Source organism: Rhodococcus tukisamuensis NBRC 100609, from assembly GCF_001894985.1.
GTDB classification, from domain to species: domain Bacteria; phylum Actinomycetota; class Actinomycetes; order Mycobacteriales; family Mycobacteriaceae; genus Rhodococcus_G; species Rhodococcus_G tukisamuensis.
This window is the reverse complement of record NZ_BCXG01000003.1, coordinates 68,097-95,016: the sequence shown is the minus strand read 5'-3', so window position 1 is coordinate 95,016 and position 26,920 is coordinate 68,097. Positions and strand designations below refer to the sequence as shown.

The 26,920-nt window shown below is 70.6% G+C and carries 22 protein-coding genes; 7 read left to right on the top strand and 15 right to left on the bottom strand.

The window, feature by feature from the left end; all coding sequences use genetic code 11:
- The first annotated feature begins 272 nt into the window (after nucleotides 1-272).
- Entirely contained in the window at nucleotides 273-2,651 is a 2,379-nt protein-coding gene (locus tag RT2_RS04390) for a VanW family protein (protein ID WP_245709212.1), read from the top strand.
- Between the two features lie 96 nt (nucleotides 2,652-2,747).
- Here RT2_RS04390 and RT2_RS04385 read toward each other — a convergent pair whose 3' ends face one another.
- The 3 genes from RT2_RS04385 to RT2_RS04375 form a co-directional block, all read right to left on the bottom strand.
- Entirely contained in the window at nucleotides 2,748-4,583 is a 1,836-nt protein-coding gene (locus tag RT2_RS04385; protein ID WP_072843314.1) for an acyl-CoA dehydrogenase, read from the bottom strand.
- A 99-nt stretch (nucleotides 4,584-4,682) separates the two neighbouring features.
- Nucleotides 4,683-5,282: a class I SAM-dependent methyltransferase gene (locus RT2_RS04380; protein WP_072843313.1), complete on the bottom strand. Its 600-nt coding sequence runs from the start codon at nucleotides 5,280-5,282 to the stop codon at nucleotides 4,683-4,685.
- Between the two features lie 35 nt (nucleotides 5,283-5,317).
- Entirely contained in the window at nucleotides 5,318-6,388 is a 1,071-nt protein-coding gene (locus RT2_RS04375; protein WP_083577063.1) for a glycoside hydrolase family 183 protein, read from the bottom strand.
- A gap of 333 nt (nucleotides 6,389-6,721) precedes the next feature.
- Here RT2_RS04375 and RT2_RS04370 point away from each other — a divergent pair, with 333 nt between their 5' ends.
- Nucleotides 6,722-7,741, top strand: coding sequence for a beta-ketoacyl-ACP synthase III (locus tag RT2_RS04370; RefSeq protein ID WP_072843311.1), 1,020 nt, complete (start codon nucleotides 6,722-6,724; stop codon nucleotides 7,739-7,741).
- Between the two features lie 59 nt (nucleotides 7,742-7,800).
- On the opposite strand, the gene RT2_RS04365 is transcribed toward RT2_RS04370, so the two are convergent.
- The 4 genes from RT2_RS04365 to RT2_RS04350 form a co-directional block, all read right to left on the bottom strand.
- The gene (locus RT2_RS04365) at nucleotides 7,801-11,379 is read right to left on the bottom strand and encodes a serine/threonine-protein kinase (protein ID WP_083577062.1); all 3,579 of its coding nucleotides are present in this window, start codon (nucleotides 11,377-11,379) and stop codon (nucleotides 7,801-7,803) included.
- A gap of 187 nt (nucleotides 11,380-11,566) precedes the next feature.
- Complete coding sequence (locus RT2_RS26715; RefSeq protein WP_072843512.1) at nucleotides 11,567-13,288, bottom strand: Ig-like domain-containing protein; 1,722 nt, start codon at nucleotides 13,286-13,288, stop codon at nucleotides 11,567-11,569.
- Nucleotides 13,289-13,326: 38 nt separating this feature from the next.
- Nucleotides 13,327-15,042 (bottom strand): Ig-like domain-containing protein, encoded by a 1,716-nt coding sequence (locus RT2_RS04355; RefSeq protein WP_072843310.1) that lies wholly within the window; start codon nucleotides 15,040-15,042, stop codon nucleotides 13,327-13,329.
- Between the two features lie 243 nt (nucleotides 15,043-15,285).
- Nucleotides 15,286-15,489, bottom strand: coding sequence for a cold-shock protein (locus RT2_RS04350; protein ID WP_072843309.1), 204 nt, complete (start codon nucleotides 15,487-15,489; stop codon nucleotides 15,286-15,288).
- 646 nt (nucleotides 15,490-16,135) lie between these two features.
- Here RT2_RS04350 and RT2_RS04340 point away from each other — a divergent pair.
- Together RT2_RS04340 and RT2_RS04335 are read left to right on the top strand one after the other, a co-directional pair.
- The gene (locus RT2_RS04340; protein ID WP_245709213.1) at nucleotides 16,136-16,474 is read left to right on the top strand and encodes a hypothetical protein; all 339 of its coding nucleotides are present in this window, start codon (nucleotides 16,136-16,138) and stop codon (nucleotides 16,472-16,474) included.
- A 317-nt stretch (nucleotides 16,475-16,791) separates the two neighbouring features.
- On the top strand, nucleotides 16,792-17,403 hold the full coding sequence (locus RT2_RS04335; protein ID WP_072843306.1) for a hypothetical protein: 612 nt from the start codon (nucleotides 16,792-16,794) through the stop codon (nucleotides 17,401-17,403).
- A gap of 107 nt (nucleotides 17,404-17,510) precedes the next feature.
- On the opposite strand, the gene RT2_RS04330 is transcribed toward RT2_RS04335, so the two are convergent.
- Nucleotides 17,511-17,891 carry a hypothetical protein gene (locus tag RT2_RS04330; protein ID WP_072843305.1) on the bottom strand — a complete coding sequence of 127 codons (381 nt, stop codon included), beginning with the start codon at nucleotides 17,889-17,891 and terminating at the stop codon, nucleotides 17,511-17,513.
- A gap of 181 nt (nucleotides 17,892-18,072) precedes the next feature.
- Here RT2_RS04330 and RT2_RS04325 point away from each other — a divergent pair, with 181 nt between their 5' ends.
- Nucleotides 18,073-18,540, top strand: coding sequence for a PaaI family thioesterase (locus tag RT2_RS04325; RefSeq protein ID WP_072843304.1), 468 nt, complete (start codon nucleotides 18,073-18,075; stop codon nucleotides 18,538-18,540).
- 33 nt (nucleotides 18,541-18,573) lie between these two features.
- Here the strand turns inward: RT2_RS04325 and RT2_RS04320 are convergent, their stop codons facing one another.
- A complete protein-coding gene (locus RT2_RS04320; protein WP_072843303.1) occupies nucleotides 18,574-19,164 on the bottom strand; it encodes a helix-turn-helix domain-containing protein in 591 nt (196 codons plus the stop codon).
- A gap of 47 nt (nucleotides 19,165-19,211) precedes the next feature.
- Between RT2_RS04320 and RT2_RS04315 the strand changes: the two genes are divergently transcribed.
- Nucleotides 19,212-20,081 carry a class I SAM-dependent methyltransferase gene (locus tag RT2_RS04315; protein WP_072843302.1) on the top strand — a complete coding sequence of 290 codons (870 nt, stop codon included), beginning with the start codon at nucleotides 19,212-19,214 and terminating at the stop codon, nucleotides 20,079-20,081.
- Between the two features lie 23 nt (nucleotides 20,082-20,104).
- Here the strand turns inward: RT2_RS04315 and RT2_RS04310 are convergent, their stop codons facing one another.
- Both RT2_RS04310 and RT2_RS04305 read right to left on the bottom strand, forming a co-directional pair.
- Complete coding sequence (locus RT2_RS04310; RefSeq protein ID WP_072843301.1) at nucleotides 20,105-20,764, bottom strand: DUF305 domain-containing protein; 660 nt, start codon at nucleotides 20,762-20,764, stop codon at nucleotides 20,105-20,107.
- Nucleotides 20,761-22,323 (bottom strand): LVIVD repeat-containing protein, encoded by a 1,563-nt coding sequence (locus RT2_RS04305; protein WP_072843300.1) that lies wholly within the window; start codon nucleotides 22,321-22,323, stop codon nucleotides 20,761-20,763. The genes RT2_RS04310 and RT2_RS04305 overlap by 4 nt, the downstream gene beginning before the upstream one ends.
- A gap of 159 nt (nucleotides 22,324-22,482) precedes the next feature.
- Here RT2_RS04305 and RT2_RS04300 point away from each other — a divergent pair, with 159 nt between their 5' ends.
- Nucleotides 22,483-23,040: a TetR family transcriptional regulator gene (locus tag RT2_RS04300; RefSeq protein WP_072843511.1), complete on the top strand. Its 558-nt coding sequence runs from the start codon at nucleotides 22,483-22,485 to the stop codon at nucleotides 23,038-23,040.
- 76 nt (nucleotides 23,041-23,116) lie between these two features.
- Here the strand turns inward: RT2_RS04300 and RT2_RS04295 are convergent, their stop codons facing one another.
- From RT2_RS04295 to RT2_RS04280, 4 genes are all read right to left on the bottom strand, one after another.
- Nucleotides 23,117-24,028 (bottom strand): SDR family oxidoreductase, encoded by a 912-nt coding sequence (locus tag RT2_RS04295; protein ID WP_072843299.1) that lies wholly within the window; start codon nucleotides 24,026-24,028, stop codon nucleotides 23,117-23,119.
- A 101-nt stretch (nucleotides 24,029-24,129) separates the two neighbouring features.
- Complete coding sequence (locus RT2_RS04290; RefSeq protein ID WP_072843298.1) at nucleotides 24,130-25,293, bottom strand: thiolase family protein; 1,164 nt, start codon at nucleotides 25,291-25,293, stop codon at nucleotides 24,130-24,132.
- A 30-nt stretch (nucleotides 25,294-25,323) separates the two neighbouring features.
- Entirely contained in the window at nucleotides 25,324-26,103 is a 780-nt protein-coding gene (locus RT2_RS04285; RefSeq protein ID WP_072843297.1) for a crotonase/enoyl-CoA hydratase family protein, read from the bottom strand.
- Nucleotides 26,100-26,864, bottom strand: coding sequence for an SDR family NAD(P)-dependent oxidoreductase (locus tag RT2_RS04280; RefSeq protein WP_072843296.1), 765 nt, complete (start codon nucleotides 26,862-26,864; stop codon nucleotides 26,100-26,102). Before RT2_RS04280 ends, RT2_RS04285 begins: the two co-directional genes overlap by 4 nt.
- Nucleotides 26,865-26,920: the final 56 nt, after the last annotated feature.

Genomic DNA, 26,920 nt, shown 5'->3' with positions numbered 1-26,920 from the left:
GAATCGCGTCGCCGGGACCCGGTTTGGAAATATTTTGTGATGGATGTGTAACGCCTTGTGAGCCGACCCCGATACCCAAGTAGTCCCGCGTTGCAGCCAGACCCCCGACCCGGCTGCAGCGTGGGACTACCTATTTCTGCGGGCCGTCTTCTGTGCCCCCGCCGTCGAGCTCCCGGCCATCGTCTGGGCGGTGCACGTTTTGTCCCGTCTACCCTTGAGCCTCGGAAACGACCTGGCTCCGGCGGGGTGAAGCAATCAGTGGGAGGGCCGTGATGATCGGCGCCAACGGCGGTATCGGTGGAGACTCGGGCGAACGGGCGGAAACCGGCCCCGAATCGGATGCGCACGACGCCGCGCCCGATGTCGACGAGGCGCAAACGGAGCGGATCTCGCGTGAGCCCGATGCAGACGACGCCCGGACGGCTCGACTGACCAGGGCGACCGAATCGGAGCCCCGGGCGGACGCCGTCGCGCCGGAACCGGACGCCGACCTCGAGCGCGCGGCCGACTCGAAGTCCACGGCCGACGAGGTTGTCGGGTCCGGGACCTCCACCAAACTCGCGGCCGACGCCGAGGCAGCGCGCGGCACGGAGTCTGTGAGCGACGCAGAGCCCGTGAACGAGGTCGCCACCCACGCGGGGCCCGCGGCCGACGCCGACCCGACCACGGCGGCACCGTCCGCAGGTTCCGACCTCGACGCGCCCGACGATTCCGTCGCGCCGGTGGAGACGTTCACCGCGCCCGCCGTTGATCCGGGGGAGGTGAAGACCGAGGTGATGTCCGTGGTGCGCGTCGAGCCGCCGGCCGCCCAGTCACCGGAGGAGCCTCCGACCACCGTCGTCGCCCCGCCGCGGTCGATCACCCCGCCCTCGCAGTCTCGGCCCCAGCAGGCCCAGCCCCAGTCTCAGACCCCGCCGCCCTCGGAGCCTCGGCCACTCAACGCCGACCCGGTGCCCGCCGACCGCGCGGGCGGGTCCGGTCGGTCCACCGGCGTGAAGGTCGCGATCGGTGCGGCCGCCGCGCTCGCCGTCGGCATCCTCGCCTACGGGGTCGACTACGCGATGTCCTCGGACCAGGTACCGCGCGGCGTCTCCGTCGCGGGGGTAGACGTGGGCGGGATGAACCCGGCCGATGCCGAGGCGATGCTGCGCACCGAGCTCGGTCCGCGCGTGCAGCAGCCCGTCGAGGTCCGGGCGGGCGACGCGCGGGCGCAGGTGGTGCCGGAGCAGGCCGGCCTGGGCATCGACTGGTCCGCCACGCTGGACCGGGCCGGCGCCCAGCCGCTGAACCCGGTCACCCGGCTGACCTCACTGTTCTCCCACCGCGAGATCGGGGTCGTGTCCACCAGTGACGAGGCGGCACTGGCCGCCGCAGTCGAGGGGCTCCGCCCTCAGGTGGACCGCGCCCCGGTCGAGGGCGGCATCGCCTTCGACGGCCCCACCCCGACCGGTGTCTCGCCGCGCGCCGGCCAGGCTCTCGATGCCGAGGGAGCGGCCTCGGCCCTCGCCGAGCAGTGGGCTGCCGTCGGCGGCGTCGAGGTGCCGGTGAACGTGGCACCGGTCGCGGTGACCCAGGACGGCGTGGACCGCGCACTGCGCGACATCGCGACCCCGGCCGCGGCTGCCGACGTCACGGTGACCGGGAAGGACGGCAAGTCGGCTGTCTTGCGCCGCAACGACATCGGTGCGGTACTGACCTTCGCGCCGGACGGCAGCGGCGGACTGGCCCCCGGGTACAACGTCGACGCCGCGGCGGCCCTGCTGGCGCCGCAGTTGGCGCCGACCGAGGTCAAGCCCAAGGACGCGACGTTCAGCTTTGCCGGCGGCTCGCCGAAGGTGGTGCCGTCCGTCACCGGCAACGTCGTGGAGTGGCACAAGACCCTCGGCGGCCTGCCGGACCTGCTGGCCGCCCCCGGCGACCGCAGTGTCGCGGCGGTCTACGAGGCCAAGGAACCGGAGCTCACCACCGCAGCCGCGGACAAGCTCGGCATCCGGGAGGTCGTCTCGGAGTACACGACCGGCGGTTTCGAGTACGCGTCCGGCGTGAACATCCGGCTCGCCGCGGCCGAGATCAACGGTGCCCTGGTCAAGCCGGGAGGAACCTTCTCGCTCAACGGTCACACCGGTACCCGCGGCGCCGCGGAGGGCTACGTCGAGTCCGGGATCATCAACAACGGACGACCGGACAAGGCCGTGGGCGGCGGCATCAGTCAGCTCGCGACGACGCTGTACAACGCGTCGTACTTCGCGGGCATGAAGGACGCCGGCCACACCGAGCACAGCTATTACATCTCGCGCTACCCCGCGGCCCGCGAGGCCACCGTCTTCGACGGAGCGATCGACCTGCAGTTCACCAACACCGCACCGACCGGAGTGGTGATCGAGGCGGTGGGTACGAGTTCCGATGTGACGGTGCGGTTCTGGGGAACGAAGTCGGTGGAGGTCGAGTCCATTGCCGGTGAGCGCTACGCCGACACGTCGCCGAACACGGTGAACCTGCCCAAGGGTGACGGCTGCGTCCCGTCCGGCGGCGCGAAGGGATTCACCACCAGCGACACCCGGGTGATCTCCGATCACAAGACGGGAGAAGAGATCTCGCGTCACACCCGCACGGTGAAGTACGACCCGGTGCCCATCGTCAAGTGCGAGTAGGCGCAACAGCCGCAACGCAAACAGCGCTGCCGCGCACCGACGATCCGGTGCGCGGCAGCGCTGTTGTCAGGGGTCTACCCGCGGTGAACCGAAGGCTCAGAACGCGGCTTCGTCGAGCTCCATGATGTCGTTGTCGACGGCGGCGACGATCGCGCGGCTCGCGGTCAGCTCCGGCAGCACGTTCTTCGCGAAGAAGGACGCGATGGCGACCTTGCCCTCGTAGAACGCCTTGTCCTTGTCGGACGCGCCGCCGTCGAGAGCCGCGAGGGCGATCTCGGACTGGACCAGCAGACGCCAGCCGATCAGCAGGTCGCCGACGGCCATCAGGAAGCGGACGGAGCCGAGGCCGACCTTGTACAGCTCGGTCGGCTGCTCCTGCGCGCCCATCAGGAACCCGGTGAGGGTGGCGGCCATGGTCTGGACGTCCTCGAGGGCGGTGGCGAGCAGGGCGCGATCGCCCTTGAGGCGGTCGTCGCCGGTCTCGCTGTCGATGAACTGCTTGACCTGCCCGGCGACGTGGGCCAGGGCGACGCCACGGTCGCGGGCGATCTTGCGGAAGAAGAAGTCCTGCGCCTGGATGGCGGTGGTGCCCTCGTACAGCGAGTCGATCTTCGAGTCGCGGATGTACTGCTCGATCGGGTAGTCCTGCAGGAAGCCGGAGCCGCCGTAGGTCTGCAGGCTGTCGGTCAGGTACTGGTAGGCCCGCTCGGAACCGACACCCTTGACGATCGGGAGCAGCAGGTCGTTGACGCGGAACGCGGTGTCCTTGTCGGCGCCGGAGACCAGCTTGGCGAGCTCTTCGTCCTGGTGTGCCGCGGTGTAGAGGTACACCGCGCGCAGGCCCTCCGCGTACGCCTTCTGCATCGCGAGGCTGCGACGGACGTCCGGGTGGTGGGTGATGGTCACGCGGGGCGCGGCCTTGTCGGTCATCTGCGTCAGATCGGCACCCTGCACGCGAGCCTTGGCGTAGTCGAGCGCGTTGAGGTAGCCGGTGGACAGGGTGGAGATGGCCTTGGTGCCCACCATCATCCGGGCGTGCTCGATGACGTCGAACATCTGGGCAATGCCGTTGTGGACCTCGCCGACCAGCCAGCCCTGTGCGGGCACGCCGTGGCCGCCGAAGGTCAGCTCACAGGTGGTGGACGCCTTCAGGCCCATCTTGTGCTCGACGTTGGTGACGAAGACGCCGTTGCGCTCGCCGAGCTCGTTCTTCTCGAAGTCGAAGTGGATCTTCGGGACGAAGAACAGGCTCAGGCCCTTGGTGCCCGGTCCGGCGCCCTCGGGGCGGGCCAGCACCAGGTGGAAGATGTTCTCGAACAGGTCGTCCGAGGTGGCGGACGTGATGAAACGCTTGACGCCCTCGATGTGCCAGGTGCCGTCGTCCTGCTTGATCGCCTTGGTGCGTCCGGCGCCCACGTCGGAGCCGGCGTCCGGCTCGGTGAGGACCATGGTGGCGCCCCAGCCGCGCTCGACGCAGGTGGCCGCCCACTGCTTCTGCTCGTCGGTGCCGTTGGTGTAGAGCACGTTCGCGAACGACGGGCCGGCCTGGTACATGAAGGCGGCGGGCTGCGCGCCCAGCATCATCTCGGCGATGGCCCACACCAGGGCGCGGGGGACCGGCACGCCGCCGATCTCCTCGTCGAGGCCCATGCGGTACCACTCGGCGTCCCACATGGCCTTGAAGGACTTCTTGAAGGGCTCCGGCAGGGTCGCCTCGTGCGTCTCGGTGTCGAACACCGGCGGGTTGCGGTCGGCGTCGGCGAACGACTCGGCCAGCGGTCCCTCGGCGAGGCGCGCGACCTCGGACAGCATGTCCTTGATGGTCGAGACGTCCAGGTCGCCCCAGGTGCCTGCGTTCAGTGCGTTCTCGAGACCCAGCACCTCGAAGAGGTTGAACTCCAGGTCACGGACGTTGCTCTTGTAATGGCCCATGTCTTCTTAACTCTCCCGGTGAGGTGCGGTCTCGCTGTGTCAGTACCGCCCAAGTGTACCTACTCGTCGGTAACTTAGGCGATGTTACTCGTGATTCAGTTAGCTGCCAAGAGATGGTTTTGTCGCGATCACCACCAGGTCCGTCGCGACGCCCGCGTCGTCGCCCCCGCCCTGCGGCGTGGCCACGACCCGGAGCCCGGTGCCGTCGAGGTCTTCGGTCAGTTCCTCTGGGAGGCAGAGTGTTTCGGGTTCCACGGGGAAGTGCGCATGCGCCACTGCGGCGTGTCCGAGTAGCAGCAACGTGCCGCCGGGGGCCAGCGCGGCCGACGCCCGGCGCAGCAGCGCACGCCGCGGCGACCTGGGCAGATGCAGGTACGTGAGGAGTACGAGGTCATAGTTCGGCGGCAGTTCGACCTGCGTCACATCGGCCCGCACCCAGTCGACGCGATCGCGCACCGACCTGGGCGAATGCGCCGCCGCGCGGTGGCCCTTGGTCAGTGCGACCGTGGAGAAGTCCACCGCCGTCACCCGCCATCCCCGGTTGGCGAGCCACAGGGCGTTCCGGCCCTCGCCGCAGCCCAGGTCGAGGGCCCGGCCGGCGGTGAGGGCCGTGGCCACCGCCACCACGGTCGGGTCGGCGGCCGCGCCCCAGGTGAGTTCGTCGCCCGCGTACCGGGCGTCCCAGTCGTGTGCATCCATGCGCGTGACCGTAGTGGCGGGGTCGGCCCCGTCGGTCAGCGGTTGAGCGTGGTGCGCATCAGCAGCACGTTGTAGTTCGAGTGCACTGTGGTGAGGAAGTAGAGGTCGGGACCGGTCGACCACGGGTGCATGTACGCCCCGTAGGCGGTGGGCAGTTCGCGGGCGTCGAGTAGCACCTCCGCCGGACCCCACGGTCCGGTCGGGCTCGGGGAGCGCCGCATCACCACCGAGTTGAAGTTGTCGGTGGTGAGCATCAGGTACTGACCGAGGAACTCGTTGTACTGCACCGACAGCTCGCCGACGCCGCCGAAGACGATCGGTGCCGCGGCGTTGACGTCGCCCTTCTTCCATTCGGTGCCGTTCCAGTACTCGTAGGCGGCCAGGTCGCGAATCTGCTTCTCCGGCACCCGGGCCACGTAGGCGAGCCCGCCGCGGCCGGGCGGCGTGCCGTACTCGTAGACGAAACCGCCGTCCTTGAGGAAGGCGTTCATCTGGAAGTTCCGGTTGGCGCCGTCGCTGGGGCGGTTGGTCTCGGGGGCTTGCACCCAGTTCTCGCCGTTGTCGGTGGAGACCGCCAGGCTCGAGTAGTTGGTCTCCCAGTGCCCCGGGTCGCCCCAGTTCTTCACCGACATCAGTGACATGTACTGCACTCCGTCGACCGCCACACCCGCTGTGGGGATCCGGCTGATCTCGATGAACGGGATCTTCGGACTGGGAACGAGTTCCTTCGACTGCCCCAGCAGGTCTCGGGGTGTGCTGTCGAAGGCCATGCCGTCGGCAAGGTTGCGGTCGTTGCTCCGGTAGAGCGTGTTGCTGCGCCAGGACCAGAGGCTGCCGGCGAGCAGGTTCGGCACGCCGAGGCCCGCCGAGTCGCCGAATGCGGTGAGGGTCTGGCCGCTGCCGTTGTCCCACATGATGCCGAGGTCGGTGCCGAGGACATTGCTGTCCTGGGTGCGGTTGGCGCTGAGCATGCCGGTCGCCTGGGCCACGGCGGTTGTCCGTCCGCGCAGGTCAGGGAGTCCGTTCGTGCCGTTGAGCCCGGGAATCGGGTTCACCGTGTTGGGGTCGGCGGCGGCGGGCGGGGCCAAGGCCAGCAGCGTCGCCATCCCGAGAATCGATGCCTGTACGAATGTCCTGGCGTGCCCTGCGTTCACGCGAAACCCCCTCGGCTTTCCGTGTCTGCTCTCGTCGGAACAGGACGGGACCAGCGGGTCGCCGCCTGGGGCACATGTTAGTGATGCGGAACACATTTGTCCGTGTGAGCAACGGGGCTCGTGTGAATTGCGCGGGTTCGGGCGCCGCGCGAATCGAGAAACTGACACAGGTTCATGCCCGACTCCGTGACCGCGTGAGGGTCGTGCACAGTACGGTGTCCTGAGGAGTTCGTGGGTGTGCCCGAGCATCCGGTGCGACATTTTTGAAACAGAGGAGACAGGCAAATGGGTGCAGTGATCGCCAACTCAACGGAGCTTCGGCATTCCGCGATGCTCGGTCTGGGGGCGTACCGCCCGCGTCGTGTCGTGACGAACGAGGAGATCTGCGAGCAGATCGACTCGACCGACGAGTGGATCCAGTCCCGGTCCGGCATCAAGAGCCGTCGTTTCGCGGGCGAGGACGAGTCGGTGCTCGCGATGTCGATCGAGTCCGGTCGCCGGGCGCTCGAGGCCGCGGGCGTCAGCAGCCAGCAGATCGGCACTGTCATCGTCGCCACGTCCACCTACCCGGTGCAGACCCCGGCGTGCTCCGCCCTGGTCGCGGACGCGCTCGGCACCGGGGGCGCGGGCGCGATCGACGTGGCCGCCGGCTGCGCGGGATTCTGCTACGCGCTGGGCCTCGCCTCCGACCTCGTGCGCGCGGGCAGCCAGGACTACGTGCTGGTGATCGGCGTCGAGCGGATGAGCGACTCGACCGAGCCCACCGACCGCTCGGTGCGCTTCATCTTCGGTGACGGCGCGGGCGCCGTGGTCGTCGGCCGCGGCGAGGAGACCGGGATCGGACCCGTCGTGTGGGGTTCGGACGGCGCGCAGGGCACCGCCATCCGCCAGGAGCCGAACTGGGTGGACTTCGCCGAGAACCCGGCCCAGCAGCGGCCGTGGATCAAGATGGAGGGCACCTCGGTGTTCCGCTGGGCGGCCTTCGAAATGGGCAAGATCGCGCTGCAGACCCTCGACAGGTCCGGTGTGACGATGGAGGACCTGGACGCGTTCATCCCGCACCAGGCCAACGCCCGCATCACCGATGTGATCGCCCGCAGCATTCACCTGCCGGAGACGGTCGCGGTGTCCAACGACATCGCTGAGACGGGCAACACCTCGGCCGCGTCGATCCCGCTGGCGATGGAGGAGATGCTCCGTACCGGCAAGTCCAAGGCGGGCGACACCGCGCTGCTGCTGGCGTTCGGCGCCGGGCTGGCCTACGCCGGCCAGGTCGTCAAGATGCCGCCGCTCGCGCAGGCCTGACACCCGATCTTCCAGCAGGGGGCGTCCCCCACGCGGTCCGACCGCGTGGGAGGGCGCCCTCAGTCGTCGGCGGGCTCGGCGGCGAAAGTGCCGGAGCCGGGGCCGCCGGACTCCGCCTCGGCCAACGCGACGACCCGGTCGAGGAACTCGCCCGGGACCTCGGGGCGGCTCGCGTCCCACCGTCCGGCTCGCATGTCCGCCTGCAACGCAACCAGGCCCCGGTGGACCAGCGGACCGCCGTCCACCAGGTATCGGACCATGCCGTGGTCGGCGCAGGTCGCCGTGGTCGCCGCCAGTACCGTCTTGGCCTCGTCGTCGTGGCCCGCCGCGAACAGGCAGGCGGTGAGCAGCCGGTTCGCCTGCAGCAGCACCCGGTTCCGTCCGCTCGGCGCGAGCCGTGCCACCCATGCGCGGGCCAGGCCCAGTGCCTTGTCGGCGTCCTCCGCGGTCCCGGACCGCAGCAGCAGCCGCGCGGCGGTCGCGTCCTCGAGCTGTGCGGTGATCTCGGCGATCCCGTCGATCGGGGGGACCCCGGCCGGTCGCAGGGTCTCGATCTGCGGTGGGCGCGGCGGGACGGTCACGTCGAGCCCGAGGAGGACGCGTTCGTTCTCGATGCGGGCCCGCAGCCGGGGCAGGTCCAGCGTCGCCGCGGCGCGCGCGCCGTTCGCCAGCCGGGCCGCCGCCGCCGGCAGGTCGCCGTGCAGGGCCTTGATCCGGGCGCCGATGACGTACCGCGCCAGCATGAAGTCGACGGCGCCGCCCTCCGCGCCCAGTTCGCAGCTCTCGTCGAGTAGCTGCTCGGCCTCGTCCACCTTGCCCTGCTCGTAGAACAGCTCGCCGAGTAGCGCCCCGGCCAGCCGGGCGGCGTGCGACTGCCGGCCCGCCGACTCCTGGGCCAGCTGCAGTGATTGCCGGAACAGCTTCTCGGCCCGGACCAGGTCGAGCTGCTCGTTGGCCCCGATGCCGGCGAAGCAGAATCCGATCGTGGCGCTGAACGGCCCACCCAGTCGCCGGTAGTGGTCCTCGCTCCAGTCCTGCCAGTGCCGGACGCCGTCGAAGTCGAACCGGCACAGCGCCGCGATGGACGCCAGGTTCGCCGCGGCCGCGACCACCCACGGCGGCCGGCCCTCGGGCCGCGCCAGGCACTCGGCCGCGAGCTTGTCGGACACCACCAGCCGGTCCAGCTGTGCGGCCATCACGCCACGCACCACATTGGCCTCGATCCGCAGGTCTGCTCTGTTCTCGGAGCCCGGGTGGGCCCGCACCGCGGTGCGGCCGACGTCCAGTGCGGCGCGTGCGGCCTCAGGTCGTTGCAGCAGCACGTTCGCCCAGGCCACCGCGAGCTGCAACCGTGGCCGCGCGACGTTCGCCGCGGGCAGCTTGGCAACCAGCCCGAGCAGGGTCGACATCCTGGAGTGCTCGATCAGGTGGTAGCTGTCGCGTTCGACGAGCTCCACTGCCCGGTCGGGATCGCCGCCGAGCAGGGCGTGGTCGACGGCCTCGCCGGTCAGGCGCCGCTCCGCGAACCACTTGGACGCGGCGAGGTGCAGCTCCGCGGTCCGGCCCGGTTGATCGCGCTCGAGCCGGCGCCGGAGGTACTCGGCGAACAGGTGGTGGTAGCGGAACCACTCGCCGCGAGCATCGACACGGTGCAGGAACAGGTCTCGATCCTCCACCTCCTCGAGGATTGCCTGACCACGCTGTACCCCGGCCAGCGTCGAGGCGAGGGACGCGCAGGTCTGTTCGCTGACGGAGGTGGTCAGCAGGAAGTCGAGCATCTCCGGTTCCAGGGCGTTGAGCACGTTCTCCGCGAGGAACTCGCCGATGGCCTGGTGCCCGGCCAGGTGCTCGATGATCTCGGCCAGGCGGGCGGGACGCTCGTTGCCCCGCAACGACAGTGAGGCCAGTTGCAGCGCCGCCGCCCACCCGTCGGTGGACCGCAGCAGCCCCTCCACGTCGTCGGCGGCGAGCTGCAGGCCACCGAGGTCCACCAGCAGCTGCCGCGATTCGTCGGAATCGAAACGCAGTGCGGTGGAGTCGATCTCGACCAACTCGTCGTCCAAGCGCATCCGGCTCATCGGCAGTCCTGCGCGGTTACGGCTGGTCACAACCACCTGTAGGTGGTGGCAGCCGTGCTGGATCAGGTAGCCCAGCGCGGCGACGGTGGCGGGGCTGCTCACCCGATGCCAGTCGTCGATCACCAGCGCGACGCGACGGCCGGCGGAGTGGATCTCGTTGACCAGCGCCGTCAGCACGTAGGCCTCCGCGTCCTCACCGTGGTCCTCGAGCACCTGTCCCAGTTCCTCGGCGAGTGTCGGCTGGACCCGCCGGATCGCCTCGACGAGGTGCGAGAGGAACCACACCACGTTGTCGTCGTCGTGGTCGACGGTCAGCCAGGCGACGGCGACGTCCTGCTGGGCCAGCGCGGCGCTCCACTGCGCGGCCAGGGTGGACTTGCCGTACCCGGCGGGGGCGTGGATGACGGTGAGCCGGCGACGATCTCCGACCCGCAGCAGGTCGATCAGCCGCTCGCGCGAGACCAGGGCGCGGACCGGGGTGGGCGGCCGGAAGCGCGTGGCGGGCGCCGGCGGCGTCAGATTCGTGGTGTGGCGGCGGCTGGTGTAGGACAACCGGCGGGACCGGCCGGAGAGGTAGCCCGTCGTATCCGCGACCGCGGGCCGCAAGACGGTCGCGTCACCGTCGCGGCTGTCCGGGAGGACCTCCGCCTCGGTGCCGCTGGGCAGTGCCATCTCGTCGACATCGAGTCCGTGCCTGCGCTCGGTCGCCTGCAGCGCGTGGCCGAACTCGGCGGCGGAGGCGGGCCGGACCTCGGGGTCCTGCGCCATCGCCTCTTCGATCACGGTGCACACGTCGGACGGGATGCCGTCGGTGCGCAGGTCGGGGATCGGTTCGCGGGTGATCCGCAGGAACTGGGACACCACCTTCTCGCCCTCGCGGCGCTCAAAGGCGGCATGCCCGGTCAGGGCGCAGAACAGCGTGGCGCCGAGGCTGTAGATGTCGGCGGTGCGGTCGGGCGTCCGTCCCGCGAGCACCTCCGGGGCGGTGAAGGCGGGGGAGCCGGTGACCGCACCGGTGGCGGTCTCGAATCCGCCCGAGATGCGCGCGATACCGAAGTCGGTCAGCTGCGGTTCGCCGTAGTCGGTGAGCAGGATGTTCGCCGGCTTCACGTCCCGGTGCAGGGTGTCGGCGCGGTGCGCGCACTCGAGCGCCCCGGCCATCTTCACCCCGACCCGCAGCGTCGCGGCCCAGTCGAGCGGGCCCTGCTTCCTCAGCAGTTCTTGCAGGGAGTTGCGCGGGTGGTACTGCATCACGATGTACGGACGGCCGTCGGAGGTGGCGCCGACCTGCAGGATGTTGACGATGTGGGGATGCCCGGACAGCCGCCCCATCGCCTGCTGTTCGCGCAGGAACCGTTCGAGGTTGTCCGGGTCGAGTGCGCCGGTGAGCACCTTTACTGCGACCTCACGGTCCAACGCGGCCTCTCGGCACCGGTACACCACACCGAAGCCGCCGCGGCCGATCTCCTCGGCGTCGACGAAGCCGGCAGCATGAAGTTCCGCCACGACGCCCGGCGCGGACTCGTGCGGGTGACCGGACATCGACTCAGCCCCGTACATGGCTTCGGGCGCGTGTGTCTCGCCCAACCGAATGACCCGTCCTCATCTGATCACCTCTTGGTGCAGAGTCCCCTTCAGGGTAGTCCGGGCCGGGGCGGGAGGAAGCCCGTTGACGGTGGCAAAAAGCCGGCAGCGGGCACGTCGTGGTGACGTGCCCGCTGCCGGGATCAGAGGTGGTGCGCTGTGGTCAGGACGATCCGAAGAGGCCGTCCGCCGAGCCGGCGCCGCCGGTTCCGCCGCCGGGGGTCTCGACGGCGGTCACGTTGACCACCGAGGCGTCCGACGACGAGCCGAGGAAGCCGGCCGCGCCGCTGTACACGGCGGTGACGCCGTGCGCGCCGACCGCGGTGAAGCTGTGGGTCAGCGTGGCCGTCCCGCCGGTCACCGGGACCGGAGCGCCGATCGCGGTGGTGCCGTCGAAGAACTGGACGGTGCCGCCGGCCTGGCCCGGGGCCACTGTGGCGGTGAGCGTCGCCGCCTCGCCCGGAGCCGCGGTGGCCGGGGCCTCGAGCGTGGTGGTGGTGCGGGTCTCGTTCGGCGCCGGGACCGACACCTCGATGCTGCGGGCGTCGGCGGTGGACGCCGTGAACCCCTTGGTGCCGTTGAACTTTGCGGTGATCTTGTGCGTGCCCGCGGTCTCGAACTCGTGCGCCAGCGTGGCGACGGAACCGGCCACGGCGACGGGGGCGCCGATCGCGGTGGTGCCGTCGAAGAACTGGACGGTGCCGCCGGCCGGGGCCGGGTCGACGGTGGCGGCCAGGCTGACGGCCACCCCGGTCTTGGCGTGGCTGGGCGTGGTCAGCACGGTGGTGGTGTCACGGACGACGGTGCTCACGGTGACCGTGCGGGCCTCCGAGGTGGATCCCGCGACCCCGGGTGAACCGAGGTAGACGGCGGTGATGCTGTGAGCGCCGTCGGTGTCGAAGACCTGCGGGAGGGTAGCGGTGCCCGCGGTGAGCGGGACCGGTGCGCCGAGGTTGACGCCGCCGTCCTTGAACTGGACGGAGCCGCCGGCGGTGGACGGGCTGACCGTGGCGGTCAGGTCGACGGACGCGCCGTTGGCGGCGGTCGCGGGGGCCGCGAGGGTGGTCGTGGTGACGGTGTCCGGGCGGGTGACGACCTTGATCGTCGCGAGCGCGCCGGCGCCGGCGTTCAGGGCCGCACCGCCGCTGTCACGCGGGGAGCAGCGGGTCGCGGACCAGTAGGACACCCCGGCGAGCGGGTCCTTCTCACGGATCAGCGAGGTGTAGAAGTTCTCGTCCGCCTTGTAGTTGCCGGCGTTGCCCGCGGTGCGGATCTTCGGTTCCACGACGGATCCGACCGGACCGGCCACGGCCTTGACCTCGATCGCCGGGAGCCGGAAGGTGGTGTCCCCGCTGATGATGACGACGATGCCGCCCTCGGCGCCGTCGTTGCTGCTCGGGCCGTTGCCGACGGTCTGGTTGCCGCCGGACAGGCGCAGCACGGGGCCCTCCGCGTTCGGGGTGCCGTCCTCGGCAACCCGCTCCACCGTCGGCGCGGTGCCGCCGAGGTTGACGGCGGTGCCGGGAACCACGGTGGCGGAGACGAACTGGGCGCCCTCGGGGATCTCGTAGTCGAACTTCAGCCGCGAGACGCTGGCGCGGTTGCGCAGGTTCTCACCCTTGCCCGGCAGGGTCACCGCCTTCGGCTGCAGCCGGTAGGTGAAGGTGTCACCGGTGATCACCGTGGCGGGGGCGTCGACGGTGACGCCGGCGGCGATGGTCTTGTCGGTGGTGTCGAGCAGGCTCTTGAACTTGCCCCAGCAGGCGGCGGTGAAGTCGGTGTTGACGGGGGCGGCGGAGGCCGGCGCGGCGAGCAACAGCCCGCCGGTGGCCATCCCGGCGGCCGCGAGGACCGCCACTGCGCGGCGCATGGGCGCGTGCGACATGAGAACTCCTGAGGTGGTGGTGCGGAGGTGGCGGGTGGTCACGAGCCGAAGGGGTTCGTGGGAGCCGTGGCGGCGTTGGACGCGGTCACGGTGAACGGCGCCGAGGTGGACTTCACGTAGCCGACCGCACCGCTGTAGACGGCGGTGACGGAATGACCGCCCGTGGTGGTGAAGGTGTGCGGCAGGATCGCCGCGCCCTTGACCACGGTGACCGGTCCGCCGATCTTGTCGGTGCCGTCCATGAACTGGACGGTGCCGCCCGCGGACGCGGGGGAGACGGTGGCGGACAGGTCGACGGACTTGCCGACGGTGGCCGTGGGCAGGGCCGTCACCTTGGTGACGGTCGCGACGTCGGACGGCGCCGGGGCGCTGACATCGACGGTGGCCGAGGCCGACTGCGAGGCCGCGAAGCCGAGCGAGCCCTGGTAGGACGCGGTGATGTTGCGGTGTCCGGCGCCGGCGAAGGTGTGCGACAGGGTGGCGACGCCGCCGACGACCTCGACCGGCGCGCCGATCGGGGTGTTGTCCTCGGAGAACTGGACGGTGCCGCCCTCGGGGGCGGGGGAGACGGTCGCGGACAGCGCGACCGCGGACCCGGAGGTCGCGGTGGCAGGCACGGTCAGCGTGGTCGCGGTCGGGGCGGCCACGACCGTTGCGGGCGTGACGTTGACGGTCTTGGCCGCGGAGGTCGAGCCGGTGAATCCGTCGGCGCCGTTGAAGACCGCGGTCAGGGTGTGTGCGCCCTCGGCGGCGAAGGTGTGGCGCAGCGCGGCGGTGCCGTTCACGACCGTGGCCGGTGCGCCGATGTTGGTGTCGCCGTCCTTGAACTGGACGGTGCCGCCCGCGGGGGCGGGTGCGACGCTGGCCGAGAGGGTGACCGGGGCCCCAACCGTGGCGTCGGCGGGCGCGGTCAGCGTGGTGGTGGTGTCCACGGCGGGCGCGACGACCTGGATCGTGGCCAGCGGCTTGGCGCCGGCGTTGAGCGCGCCGCCCTGGCTGTCCCGGGGCACGCAGCGGGTGGGCGCCCAGACGGTGCCGACGACCGGTGCCGACGCCTTGGCCAGCGAGGTGCTGTAGTTCTCGTCGGCGTTGTAGCCGGCGGCGTTGCCGCTGGTACGCAGCTTCGGGGTGATCGTTCCGGGGGCGACGGCGGTGACGGTGACATCGACCGCGGGCAGCTGGAAGACGCTGTTGCCGCCGGAGTTGGCGGTGCCGTCGAGGTTCTTCTTCCACTTGGGCGCGCGGATGCCGCCCTCGCTGTCACCGCTGCTGCTCGGGCTGTTGCCGATCACCTCGTTGTTTCCGGACAGGCGCAGGATCGGGCCGTTGGCGTCGACGTTGCCGGCGGTGTTCACGCGCAGCACGCTGGGCGGGATGTTGTCGAGGTTGGCGCCGGTGCCGGGGACCACCGCGGCGCTGACCAGGGTGGTGTTGGCCGGGATCTCGAAGTCGAACTTGATCCGGGACAGGTTGGTGGTGGTGCCGCCGGACTGCGAGTCCGGGTAGGAGCCGGGACCGTGCTGGATCCGGTACGTGAACGTCTCGTTAGGGGCGACGGTGGCGGGGGCGGTCACGGTGACGGACGCGCCGGCGACCTGGTGCTGGGGGCCGGCGAACTTCGAGGGGGTGGCCTGGCAAGCGGTCTGGAAGTTGACGGTGCCCGCGTTCGCGGGGGCGCCGATCAGGGCGAGTCCTGCGGTGAGGGCGACGACGCCGATGGGCGCGGCGGTGCGGTGCAGGCTGGATCGAGGCATGGGTATACCGGTCTCTCAGGTGGTGATGGGCGGAGATTTGAGAGAAAGTAGAACATGTTCTAACCATGTTGATGATGCGAATGAGTCGGACAGTTGTACGCCTGTCCCAGTTGTGCTGTCGGGGTGTGTGCTCAGGGGGCGGACGCGAACAACGCAAAGGGCGCCTCCGTGAACGGAGGCGCCCTTCGGTGGTCAGGTGGACGCGTCGCCGAGTCGGCGAGGTCCCCTAGACGAAGTCGCTATTTAGACGGTGCGAACGCCGGTGGCCTGCGGGCCCTTCTGGCCCTGGCCGATCTCGAACTCCACGCGCTGGCCCTCGTCGAGGGTCTTGAAGCCGCTGCCCTGGATCTCGGAGTAGTGCACGAACACGTCGGGTCCGTCACCGTCCTGCTCGATGAAGCCGAAGCCCTTTTCGCCGTTGAACCACTTGACGGTGCCTTGTGCCACTTTTTTACTCCTGTTACTGCGAGCCGAACCTCAGGTCGAGGATCCCGGTCTCGACTACAGAGTGCCACCTCGCGGCCGCCGCGTCTACGGCGGGTCTATGCTTTGAGGTTCACCGCGCCGGGTTTGCAGTGCTCCGGGGCATTATGTGGCCTTCATCACATAACGCTATATCTGCACTGGTGCCGGCCTCCCGGGGGCCGTGGCGAGGGGCGGTCGGCCCCACTTCGGTCGGTCCTGAATTCAGTCGGTCGAGTAGCCGGTCGGTCGTCCGAGACGCTGTCGCCAGGGCCAGGGCCAGGGCCAGGGCCAGGGCCAGGGCCGGGGCCAGGGCTGTGGCCGCCCGCATCCGCGTGCCGGGGCCTGCGGATTCCGTTCCGAGTCAGATCATTCCTCATAATTGATTGCAGTTTGAACGACTCGCGCCGTCGCGGGGCGGGGTCGAGATGCTCTCGGTCTCACCTGATTTGGGCGGCTTCGGGGTGGAGTGTCGAACTCGGCGGGATCCGGCGTGCTGCCATACCCTCAGGGGGCGCTTTCCATGACTCGAAGCAGGGCCGCCGACAGTAGGGGATTTCGTATGAGTATGACTCGAAAGTCATTGTCCGTATTCGTATTTGCCGGCGCGGCCTGCCTTGCCCTTGCGCCCGTGGCGTCGGCGGCAACCAGCTACCAGATCACCGCCGTGCCGCCGATCGGAACCATCTACTCCGACACCGTCACGACCCTTGCGGTCGTGGTCGCCCCCAGCCCCGTCGGTGCGGCCGGATCCACCCCGGTCGTCATCGACATCACCGAACCCGACGGCGACCGCCGCACGCTGACGGCAGCGCTCACGCTGGGTGGTGCGACCGTGGCCACCTCGGTGCACGAGGCCGGCCGCTATGTCGCAGTTCTCACCTTCGCTCCGCCGGTCGGCGATCCCGCCACCACCACAATGGCATTCGACGTCCTGGAGTCGCCGTTCGGCACCGGCAGCGCATCGTAACGCTGGGTGCGGCGGCCCTGCGGAGGCGCACGCGCTCGGCAAGTTCGGCTGCGTCTCCCGGTTGTCGCGATCGCCGGAAAAGGTTTCGGCACAGCGTTTTCGGAGGCTCCTTCCTGGGGCGAGTGCGCTCACGAGCGGTCTAGCTGACTGGCGGTCCGTGAGCCCTTGCATCGGCTCGGGCCTGCGCGAAGGATTGGTCTTGTGGTGGCCGCCGCCGCGGGCCGTGTGGTGCCCGCTGAACGGTGGACCGCGACGTGCCGGCCACCGGAGCTCGCGCTCACGGCGGGGCCCGTGTTGCCCCGCCCGAGGAGGCAGACATGTTCATCCAAGTCATTCAGGGAAAGGTCGCGGACGAGGCGGGCCTACGCCGGTGCATGGACCGCTGGACCGAGGAACTGCAGCCGGGGGCGACCGGCTACCTGGGCTTCACCTGCGGAACGTCCGACGACGGGACGTTCATCATGCTGGCCCGGTTCGAGTCCGCGGACGCAGCTCGCCGGAACAGTGAGCGGCCGGAACAGGGCGCATGGTGGGCCGAGACGGAGCGCTGCTTCGACGGTCCCTGCACCTTCATGGACTGCCCGGACGTCACCGAGTGGATGGGTGGCGGCTCGGACGACGCGGGTTTCGTACAGGTCATGGAGGGGCACACGCCCGATGCGGGCCGGCTGCGGGACGTGCTGACGCAGGCGGGCGATCAGGTCCACCGGCTGCGGCCGGAGATCATCGGCGGCACCCTCGCGGCCGACGCCGACGGCGACTACGTCGAGGCCGTGTACTTCACCTCCGAGTCGGACGCACGCACCCACGAGAAGGTGGAGATCCCCGACGACCTGCGATCGCTGTTCGAGGAGGAGCGGAAGCTGATGGGGGAGGTGTCCTATCACGACCTGCACGAGCCGATGCTGGTCTCGGCGCGCCGGAAGTGACACGGGCGCACGGCGATGGAGCCCCCGGAGTGTCGGGGGCTTCTCCGGTGGAGGGGGACGAGGCGCGGCCCGCGCCGGGTCTCGGCCGGGCGGCCGCGGCCGGCCGGTCAGGGCAGCGGCAGGACGTGGGTGTGTGATTTGACGGCCTGCAGTAGTTCGCGCCGCGACAGGGTGTGCGGGCCGCAGGCGCAGCGGGCCGGGACGGCGTCGTCCTCGAACGCGGTGGCCGCGAGCATGTCGACGAATTCGGAGCCGAGGCTGTCTCCGTGATGAGCGGTGTCGACGAAGTCGCGCGAGCCGTGTGCGTGTGGTCCGCCCCCGGACACCAGCGCGGGGCCTTCGGGCGTCTTGTAGACGGTGGCCACCCGATGACTCGACGGGCAGGTGACCCGGACCAGGGCGTGGTCGCTGCGCTGAGGACCCAGGGCCTCTACCGCTGCCCGCGCGGTCCGGCGGCGTTCGGATGGTGTGATTTCCAGGGTGTTCATTCCTCAATTGCACACCCGGAAGGCCGCGTGTCCAAGGGGGAATCTGCCAACGGTGGCAGTACCTCATTGTCGCCGACCGGTGGCATCGAAGTTGATACCGTGACGCGCAGTTCGTCCGCGGCCGGCCGCCGTCGACGAACTGTCCAGCCATGATCCACCCATCAGAGGGGACGCCACAGCGATGTCCGTTACCAGTGAGAATTCCGAGTTCGCCCAGGCCGTGAACGGCGTCGTCGAGGCGGCGGTTCCGGTGGTGCACAACATGGGTGTGCGGGCGACCTCGGCCAGGAGGGGGTATGCGTCGAGCATGGTCCCGGTCGAGGGGAACGGCAACCACTTCGGCGTCATGTACGCGGGTGTGCTGTTCACGGTCGCGGAGATGCTCGGTGGGGCGATCGCGGTGGCCTCGTTCGACGGGACCCGCTACTACCCGTTGGTGAAGGACCTGCGGATCACGTTCAAGCGCCCGGCGACGTCGGACGTGTGCGCCGAGGCGACTCTGGACGAGGACACGATCATCCGCGTCACGCGGGAGGCGGACGAGGCCGGAAAGTCCGACTTCACCCTGGAGTCGACGGTCACCGACGCCGACGGCGTGGTCGTTGCGGTGACGACGGGGCTCTACCAGTTGCGCGCGCACGGGCGGTAACCAACCGGTCCTGTTCCCTTGGGGCACGGACGATCACGGCTGCGGAGCGTCGTCCGAGGTGTGTAGGTGGGCCCGTTCTCCGTCGCGGTCGAAGATGGTGAGGATCTCCACGGGACCGTCGTGCGCGACGATGGCGTGCGGGACCATCGTCGAGAACTCGGCTGCCTCACCCGGCTGGATCAGCAGGGTCCGCTCACCCAGGTGCAGCCGCACCGTGCCGGACAGCACGGTGAACCACTCGCGGCCGGGGTGCACACCCAGCCGACCTTCGCCGGTCGACCGCTCGGGGGTGATGCGCATCTTCGCCACGGTCACGCCGTTCAGGGCGCCCTCGCGGGAGAGCAGCCAGATCGTCTGCCCCCGCGTGTGCTCCGGCTGCGGCCGGATCACCACATCCTCGTCGTCGGCCGACTCGACGAGCTGATCGAGCGTGGTGCCGAGGGCACGCGCAATGGGGACCAGCTGGTCGAGCGCGATCCGGCGGTGCCCGGTCTCGATGCGGCTCAGCGTGGAGGGGCTCAGAAAGCAGCGGGCGGCAAGCGCGTCCAGCGACCAACCCCGGGCCAGCCGCAGGCCGCGGATGCGCTGGCGGATCAGGGCGTCCACATCGGTTTCTTGCGTCATAGGCAAGATGGTATGCCTGTTACGCATTTCGGCCCTACTGTGGAGGCATGACACAGCACGACCGCCACCGGAGCCACGGCCACGAGCACGGGCATGGGCATGGACATGGGCATCACAACGACGGGGATCTCGCGGACCTGCTGGACCTGGACGCCGAGGTGCACGGCTCCTACCTCGGCGACCTGACCGAGTGGCTGGGACGCCACACTCCCGACGCGCCGAGCACGGTCGTCGACGTCGGCGCGGGGACGGGCACCGGCAGCCTGGCGCTGGCGAGGCAGTTCCCCGCATCCGAAGTGATCGCGATCGACCGGTCGCCGGTGATGCTCGACCGAGTCCTGGCGGCCGCCCGCGGGCAGGGCGTGGCCGAGCGGATGCGCGTCGTGCAGGCCGACCTCGACCTCGGCTGGCCCGCCGCAGTCGGTGGGGTGGACCTCGCCTGGGCGGCCTCGTCGCTGCACGAGGTCGCCGACCCCGACCGGGTGCTGCGCGAGATCCACGACGCACTGAACCCGGGCGGCCTGCTGGTGGTCGTCGAGATGGACGCGCTGCCGCGCTTCCTGCCGGACGACCTGGGGACGGGCACGCCCGGGCTGGAGACACGCTGCCACGAGCTGCTGGCCGAGGCGGACTGGAACGCACACCCGGACTGGCGGCCGCACCTCGGCCGGGCCGGCTTCGAGGTCGCCGAGCAACGCAGCTTCGCCGTCGACGCGAACCCGGCACCGCCGCGCACGGGGCTCTATGCGCGCGCCTACTTCGCCCGCATCCGTGCCTTCCTCGACGGCCAGTTGGACGCCGACGACCTGGCCGCGCTCGACCACCTCCTGGACGACGAGAACCCCGGCTCGCTCCTGCGTCGCGGCGACCTGACGGTCCGGGGCAGCCGCACCGCCTGGGCGGCGCGTCGCCCCTGACTCCGATCCGCCGGCCGGAGCACCTAGGGGAGCGGTTGCCCGCCGCGCTGGGCCAGGAGGACGCTCATCAGCCCGGCCTCCTGTCGCTGGGTCGCCATCATGTCGCGAGCCGCCTGCTTGACCGGTCCGCCGGTGAGCATCGCGTCGGCGGCCTGTGCCATCGCGACGCCGCCCAGGTGGTGGCGGTACATCAACTGGAGGAACAGCACCTCGGCGTCGCGGCCACGCGCGGCGGAGAGGGCGTCGAGTTCGGCCATGGTCGCCATGCCGGGCATGAGACCCGACGAGGGGTCAGATGCGGCCGAGGGTTCCGGATGATGGTGTGCGCCAGCGGCATCCGCCGTCATCCAGGACATGGGCTGCCGGTTGGTGGGCGACGCGTCGGCGAGGCGAAGCCAGCCGAGGAGCATGCCGATCTCCACGGACTGGCTGTCGTGGATCTGTCGGGCCAGCGCGGCGATCCCCGGGTCGACGCCCGAATCGAGGCGCTGTGCCATCTGCATGGCCTGCTGGTGGTGGGCGGCCATGTCCTGAACGAAGCCGATCTCGGTGGCGCTGAGCACCGGGTCGGCGGCGGGCGGGTCCGCGGGGGCGACCAACGGCCGCAGGGCCGCGCCGATCACCAGCAGCAGCACTGCCAGCGACGCGAACGCGACCCCGCGCACGAGGGTGGACCTCGTCATGACCCGAGGGTCGACCGCTGGTTCGCCGGCGGGGTGTAGACGTCCTCGTCGAGGTGCAGGGCGAGGAAGCCGTTGTCGGAGCAGGTGACCCAGAGGTCGTTGCCGCGCCACTCCGGCGGCGACATGCACCAGTCGGTGGACAGGTCGCCGCCGAGGGTCATGCCGGTGCGCGGGCTCTCTGCCTGGGCGGGATCGAACTCTCCGCGCTCCTTGGCTGCCGGCACGGCGAGTCCGGCGAGCGCCGGGTATCCGAGGATCGACGCCAACGCGTGCGGCGAGTTCCAGCGCTCCAGGTTGCGGCCCTTCATCGCCGGCGGATTGAAGTAGCCGATCTCCTTCGCCGCGAACGGATCCCGCACGTCGAACACCCGGATGCCCGAGGATGCCCAGCCGCAAGCGAGTGCCGTCGGGTCCGCCGGCCGGTCCGCCGTGCAGTAGTGCGAGTCGTAGGCGAACGCCGATCCACCCGAGGCCGACGCCATCTGGCTGTCGATGTTCTCGGGGAGGTTGATTTCGAGCTTGATGCCGCCGACGATCTTCGGGTTGGCGTCGTCGGCCACGTCGATCAGTTTGACGCCGCCGGACGCGCCCTCGTCGACGGTGAAGATGTACGGGTGGCCGTCGTAGGTCGCCGGGACGCTGTGCTGGGTGGCGAATCCGTCGGTCCACGCCATCTGGGCCAGCACGGGCACCTGCGGATTCGGGTCACGGCGCTGCACCGCGCTGGTGTCGAGGATCCTGAGTCCGCCGGCGTTGTCCGCCAGGTACATGCGGTTGCCGTCGGGTCTCATGCCGAAGCCGTGCGACGACGGGCCGGACAGGCCCTGCCAGATCACCCGCGGATTCGACGGATCGGTCAGGTCGACCGCGCTGACGAGTCCCGGGACAACTCCCGCAGACCAGTAGGTCATGCCGTCGGGCGAGAACCCGCCCTCGTGGGAGGTGATGGGCAAGGGCATCTGCAGGTTGGTGCCGGTCCCCGGGTTGAGCAGCCGTGGGTGTGCGCAGTCGGAGATGTCGTACACCGAGAGCAGGCCGGAGCCGGTGAGCGCCGGAACACCGGTGCCCACCAACAGCTTCCGCCCGGAGTGGACCTTCAGGCTCTCCCACGTGCCGGCGAGCATGGCAGGCTCGGTCAGATTCACGGTGGGCACCGGGTTGGCGGGGTCGGAGACGTCGAGGACCTGCACGCCCGGGGCGGGCCCGAGCAGGTCGCCGGGGAAGATGGTGCCCAGGTAGGCGCAGTGGTCGAAGCTGGCCGAGACGATGCCGGCGCCGCGGCCGGCGAACCCGCCGACCCGGGAGATGTTGCAGTTGTAGCCCTCGGTGCTGCGCCCGCTGTCCCGGTCGGCCGCGGGCACGTCGCCCTGCATGCCCGTCTCCGGTCGTGAGCCGGGCCCGCAGTCCGCCGGCGCGGCCACGCTGCGGCCGACCTCGTGCGACTCGATCACCACCCCGGCGGTGTCGGGTCCGGGTGCGGCGGCGTCGCTGACGACGGGTAGCAGCAGCGCCAGTGCGGCCGCGCCGGCGACCGCGCGAACGGCGTTCAAGGACTTCACGTTTCGATTCCCCTCAAACCGGACACCTCTGTCCGGATGGAAATGCAGTGTGCGTCACACCGGGTCGTGGAGTCAATAGTGTGGGCCGGGCCCCGCTTCGCCGCCACGACGACGGCCTCGGTCATCGACCGCGTGCTCGGCGTCATTACGCTGGTGGGCGTGAACTCTGTGCGTCGGGTCAACCGAGGACCCAAGGCCGCCGCGGAGAACCGCGCCGCGATCGTCGCCGCCGCGAGGGAAGTGTTCGCCGAGCACGGCTTCGACGTGCCGATGAGCCTGATCGCACGCACCGCCGGGGTCGGCCAGGGCAGCCTCTACCGGCACTTCCCGAGCCGGGACAGCGTCGTCCTCGCGGTGTTCGAGGAGAACATCGCCGTCGTCGAGGAGCTGGCACTCCGGCCCGATTCGACCCTCGACGACCTGCTCGACGCGCTGGTCGAGCAGGTCACCACCTCGACCGCGTTCATCGCGATGGTGCGCCCGATCGGCACCGACGATCCCCGCATCATCGAGGTCAGCGGGCGGCTGACCGCACTGCTGGCCGGCAAGCTCGACGGTGCGCGCCGCGACGGCGCGGTCCATGCGGACGTGGACGCGGGCGACTTCGTCCTGGCGTTGGCGATGTTCGCGGCCATCCTGATCGAGGCGGACGAGCCGACCCGCCGCGAGGTCGCGGCGCGGGCGTGGTGGATGCTCCGGCGCGGGCTGCGGCCGTAGCGTCACCCGCCGGACCAGTCGGTGCGCCGCTGTAGCCGGGGGGGGCCACTCACCCCCATCACGAGGACCAGCCCGCTCAGCGCCAGTCGTCGACGGGTTCGGGGCTGCCGGCGGCCATGTGGCCCCAGCAGTCCGGCCGACTGCCGTCGACGTCGGTGTGGCCGTAGGTGACTGCCAGCCCGTGCGAGGTGAGCACCTGCCCGGCAAACCGGCGGCGATCGGGATCGGCGGCGAGCGCGGCGACACCGCGGGCCACGAAGGCGGGCGACTCGGAGATGGCGAAGCCGGGTTCCGCGACGAGGGCGTCGCGCCAGGTCGGCTCGGTCACCCGGTAGATCTCGAGCATTGCCTCCGACCGGATCCAGCCGGGAGTGACCGCGACACAGGTGGTGTCGGTGTCGGCGAGTTCGACGGTCATGCCCGTCATGATCCGCTCGACGTTGGCCTTGACGAGGTCGTAGTAGGGGCCGACCAGCTGCCGGTAGTTCTGGTTGTACTCGTGGGTGCCGTCGGTCATCTCCACGACGAGGCCGGCGCCGGTCTCCAGGACCAGCGGCATCGCCCGGGCCAGGGTGATCAGGTGGGTGTGCACGCCCATCTCCAGCATGCGCAGACCGCCGGCGAGGTCGTGCTGCCAGATCGGCTTGTTCCACTCGGCGTAACGGTCGCCGCCGAAGATGTCGTTGACCAGGACGTCCAGGCGTTCCCGTTCGGTCCGGATCCGGTCGATCAGCGCCTCGACCTGGTCCACGTCCAGGTGGTCGACGCGCAACGCGGTGCCGCTGCCGCCGGCGGCCGCGATGAGGTCGCCGGTTCCCTCGATGGTCTCCGGCCGGTCGATCTCGGAGCGGCCGTGGTCCCTGCTGCTGCGCCCGGTCGCGTACACGTGCGCGCCCGCCCGGGCCAGCTCGACCGCGATCGCCCGCCCACAGCCGCGGGTGGCCCCGGCCACCAGTGCCACCCGTCCGTCCAGTCGTCCCGCTGCCACTCGACAAGTAAGGGGCAGCAGGACAACTGGTGTCAACCGCGCGACCGTCGATGCCGGGGGTGGTGTCCCGCGCGGAGGGCACGCCCGCGCGGGACACCGGGTCAGTTGGCTACGGCCAGGTTCTCGAAGATGGTGGCGTTGGCCATGCCGCCGCCTTCACACATGGTCTGCAGTCCGTAGCGCACACCCTCGGCGCGCATGTGGTGGACGAGGGTGGTGGCCAGACGGGCACCCGACCCGCCGAGCGGATGGCCGAGCGCGATCGCGCCGCCGAGGGGGTTCACCCGGTCCTCGGGCGCCCCGGTGGCTCGCAGCCACGCGCCGACGACGCTGGCAAACGCCTCGTTGACCTCGAACGCGCCGATGTCGTCGAGGGTCAGCCCGGCGCGCTCGAGCACCCGCGCGGTGGCGGGGATCGGACCGGCCAGCATCGTGACGGGGTCGTCGCCGACCACCGTCGCGGTGTGCACCCGGGCGATCGGGGTGAGCCCCAACTGACGGGCCCGCTCGCCGGACATCACCAGCAGCGCGGCCGCGCCGTCGGAGATCTGCGATGCGTTGCCCGCGGTGATGCGGCCGTCCTCGGGGAAGATCGGGTCCAGCTGGCCCAGCTTCTCGAGGGTCGAGGCGCGGCGAAGTCCCTCGTCGGACTCGAGCTTCGTTCCGTCCGGGAGCGTCATCGGTTCGATCTCGTCGGTGAAACGCCCCTCGTCGACGGCGCGGGCCGCCCGCTGGTGTGAGCGCAGGGCGTACTCGTCGAGCCAGGTGCGGCTCAGCTCGTACTTGGTGGCGAGGGACTCGGCGCCGCGAATCTGGTTGAACTCGATTCCGCCGTAGCGCTGCTTGATCGCGTCGCTGTTGGCGTCGCCGAGGCCGACGCGTCGCGCCGATCCCATCGGGATCCGGGTCATCGACTCGACGCCGCCCGCGACCGCGATGTCGTACTGGCCGGAGATCACGCCCGCGGCGGCGAAGTGCAGTGCCTGCTGGCTGGAGCCGCACTGGCGCTCGATCGTGGTGCCCGGCACCGACTCCGGCCAGTTCGCGGCGAGGACGGCGTTGCGGGCGATGTTGCCGGCCTGCTCGCCGACCTGGCCGACGCAGCCCCACACGACGTCGTCGACCAGACCGGCGTCGACGCCCGCCCGGTCGAGCAGCGCGTTCAGGACGGTCGCGGACAGGTCGACGGGGTGGACCTCCGCCAGGCCGCCCTTGCGGCGCCCGACGGGGCTCCGGACGGCTTCGACAATGACTGCATCACGCATGGTGTGTTCCTGTTCTGTCGTTCTCGGTGATCACGTCGCGGTCCAGATCGGGGCGCGGCGTTCGGTGAACGCGGCCGCCCCCTCCCGCGCGTCGTTGGAGCCGAACACCGGCATCACGATCTGCCGGGTCCGTTCGAAGTGCTCCGCAACCGGCCAGGCCGGGGACTCGTCGACGACCCGCTTGCTGGCCTGGACCGCGAGCGGTCCGTTGGCGGCGATCTCCTCGGCGAGCTCGATCGCGGCCGCCAGCACCGCGGACTCGGGGGCGAGGCGGTTGACCAGGCCGAGCGGGTGCAGCTGCGCGGCGGTCATCGCCTTGCCGGTGAGCACCATCTCCAGCGCGATGGCCCGGGGCAGTCGCGCCGGCAGCCGGGTGAGCCCGCCCGCCGCGGCCACCAGGCCGCGCCGGACCTCGGGCAGGCCGAACGTCGCGGTCGGAGCGGCGACGACGAGGTCGGCGGCCAGCACGATCTCGAAGCCGCCGGCGAGGGCGCTTCCCTCGACGGCCGCGATGAGCGGCTTGCTCGGCGGGGCCTCGACCAGTCCGGCGAATCCTCGACCCTCGATGCGGGGACTTTCCCCCCGCAGGAAGGCCTTGAGATCCATTCCGGCGCAGAAGTTTCCGCCCGATCCGGTGAGCACGCCGACCCGCAGGCCCGGGTCGGTGTCGAGCAGGTCGACCGCCGCGGCGACCGCCTGTGCGACCTCACGGTCGACCGCGTTGCGGGCCTGCGGGCGGTTGAGCGTGATCACCAGGACCGGTCCCACCCGCGCGGTCAACACGACCGGTGCGGGTACCGCGTCGGTCACCGCGGGGCCATCCGGATCGCGCCGTCGAGGCGGATCGTCTCGCCGTTGAGCATGCCGTTCTCGATGATGTGCGCGGCCAGCGCGGCGAACTCGGAGGGCTCGCCGAGCCGCTGCGGGTGCGGTACCGAGGCGGCCAGCGCGTCACGGATGTCGTCGCGGGCGTTGAGAAGCAGGGGCGTCGCGAAGACGCCGGGCGCGATGGTGCACACCCGGATCGCGACGCCGGCGAGGTCGCGGGCCGCCGGCAGCGTCATGCCCACCACACCGGCCTTGGAGGTGGCGTAGTTGATCTGCCCGATCTGCCCCTCGTAGGCGGCGACGGAGGCGGTCAGCACAATCGCGCCCCGGTCGCCGTCGAGGAGTTCGTTCTTCGCCATCGCCTCGGCCGCGAACCGCAGCACGTTGAACGTGCCGATGACGTTGAGCCGGATGACCGACTCGAACGGCTCGAGGTCGGTGGCCTTGCCGGCCTTGTCGAGGATGCGCATGGGCCGGCCGCGACCGGCGCAGTGCACGACGGATCGCACCGGGCCGCGCTCGGCGGCGGCGGCGAACGCCGCGGCGACCGCGTCGGAGTCGGTCACGTCGGTCGGGACGAACTTCGCGGCCGGGCCCAGCGCCGCGGCCTGCTCGGCCCCGGCCGAGCCGGGGAGGTCGAGCAGGGTGACGGTGGCGCCCGCCTCGACCAGGCGGGTTGCGGTGGCCAGTCCGAGTCCGGATGCGCCGCCCGTGATTACGGCGTTGGTGTCCTTGATCTGCATGTCGATGATCCTTCGATGCGGTCCGGGCGCGGGGCGTCCGGGATGGGAACGGGGTG